At 71.6% G+C, this 1,821-nt stretch carries 2 protein-coding genes; both read right to left on the bottom strand.

Annotated features, from left to right (window positions below):
• Window positions 1-113: 113 nt before the first annotated feature.
• Entirely contained in the window at window positions 114-485 is a 372-nt protein-coding gene (locus tag FRW57_RS21180; RefSeq protein ID WP_238384860.1) for a sec-independent translocase, read from the bottom strand.
• A 31-nt stretch (window positions 486-516) separates the two neighbouring features.
• On the bottom strand, window positions 517-1,821 hold a 1,305-nt coding region (locus FRW57_RS21175), incomplete at its 5' end, for a S1C family serine protease (RefSeq protein WP_238999526.1).

Genomic DNA, 1,821 nt, shown 5'->3' with positions numbered 1-1,821 from the left:
CCCAGCGGCCGTGGCGCTGCGTGGCATCGCCCGCGGACTGCGCACGAGGTCGCGCGGCCTGGCCGGCCGCTCGCTCGGGCTGACCCCCACCGGCCGATGATCCCTCCCGAGGATCAGGTCGCGTCCACGTCGTAGGGCGTGGGGGCCGACGGGTCGTACTCGGGCGCGCGACGCTGCGCCGGCATCGTCGGCCCGGCCTCATCGGCAGGGCTCTCGGCGTCGACCTCGTCGTCGCCGTCGTCGAGCAACGCCTCCCGGACGATCCGACGCGGGTCGTAACGCCGGGGGTCGAACTGCTCCCAGTCGACGTCCTTGAACTCCGGCCCGAGCTCGTCGCCGAGCTGGCTGCGCGCGTTCTCGGCCATCGTCCTGGCCTGACGGACCAACCGACCCAGCTTCTGGGCATACTCGGGCAGCCGCTCGGGTCCGAGCACGATGAGGCCCACGACCACGAGGATCACGAACTCCCACATGTTGACGGGCACGGTTGTCCTTCGCTCGGTCCTGTTGCGGCGTTCAGCCGCTGCCTTCGAGGGTCATCTTCACAGTACGCTCCCGGCCGTCGCTGCGGACCAGCAGTGTGACGACGTCCCCGATCGCGTGCGCGCGGATCTGCACGACGAGCTCGTCGGTGTCGGTGACCGGCTTGCCGTCGAGCTTGAGGATGACGTCGCCGGGCTTCAGCCCGGCCTTGTCGGCGGGACCGCCCGGGACGACGGGGTCCTGCCCGCCGGCGTCCTTCGTGTCGATGATCTTGACGCCCTGCCCGTCATACCGGCGGTCGAGCAGCACTCCGATGACTGGGTGCTCGGCCTTGCCGGTCTTGATGAGCTGTTCTGCCGTCCTGCGCGCCTGGTCGCTCGGGATGGCGAAACCCACTCCGATGCTGCCTGACTCGTCGCCGCCCGCGCTGGGGATCCGGGCGATGGCCGAGTTGATCCCGATGACCCGACCTGACCCGTCCAGCAGCGGCCCCCCGGAGTTGCCGGGATTGATTGCTGCGTCGGTCTGGATGGCGTTGATGTAGGAGCGCTCGTCCTGTGAGTCCCCAGCGGAGACAGGGCGGTTCAACGCGCTGACGATGCCGCTGGTGACGGTGCTCTCCAGCCCGAGTGGCGCCCCGACCGCGATGACCGGGTCCCCGACCGCCACCCGCCTGGACGAGCCGAACGTGAGCGTCGGCAGCCCCTTCTCCTCCACCTTGACAACGGCGAGGTCGTATGACGCGTCGCTGCCGACGACCTTGCCCCGCTCCTGGGTGCCGTCCGAGAACTGCACGATGATGCTGGTGTCGCCGCCACCCATCGAGACGACGTGGTTGTTGGTCAACAGGTAGCCGTCCTCGCGGACGATGAATCCCGACCCGGTGCCGGCCCGGCCGTTGCCCCTGACCTTGAGGGTGACGACACTGGGCAGTGCCTTGGCGGCGATGTTGGCGATCGAGCCCTCCGGCCGGCTCGTGGCCCCGGCTCCCGGGGAGAGCGCAAGGGTGCTCTGATCGTCACTGGCCAGGTAGGCGCCGGTGACCCCACCGAGGACCCCGGCGACCAGCGCGAGCAGGACCGCGCCGACCAGGAGCCCCCAGCCCAGGTGGCTACCGCTGTCGGGGCGGGAGGGGGCCGGTGGCCAGGGACCCTGCGGGGGCGGGCCCTGCGGGGTCGGACCGACCTGCCACGGGCTGCCCGGATATCCCGGTCCGCGACCGGGCTGCTGTGGTCCCCATGGTGCCCGGGACGGCCCCGGCCCTGGCCCCTGGACATATGGGCCCCCGGGCTGGTGGGCCGACGGCCCGACGGGCGGCGGCGCGTAGGGGCCGGCTGG

Source organism: Segeticoccus rhizosphaerae (assembly GCF_009192725.1).
In the GTDB taxonomy this organism is placed as follows: Bacteria; Actinomycetota; Actinomycetes; order Actinomycetales; family Dermatophilaceae; genus Segeticoccus; species Segeticoccus rhizosphaerae.
Note: the sequence above shows the minus strand (reverse complement) of the source record. Positions and strands in the feature narration are given on the sequence as shown.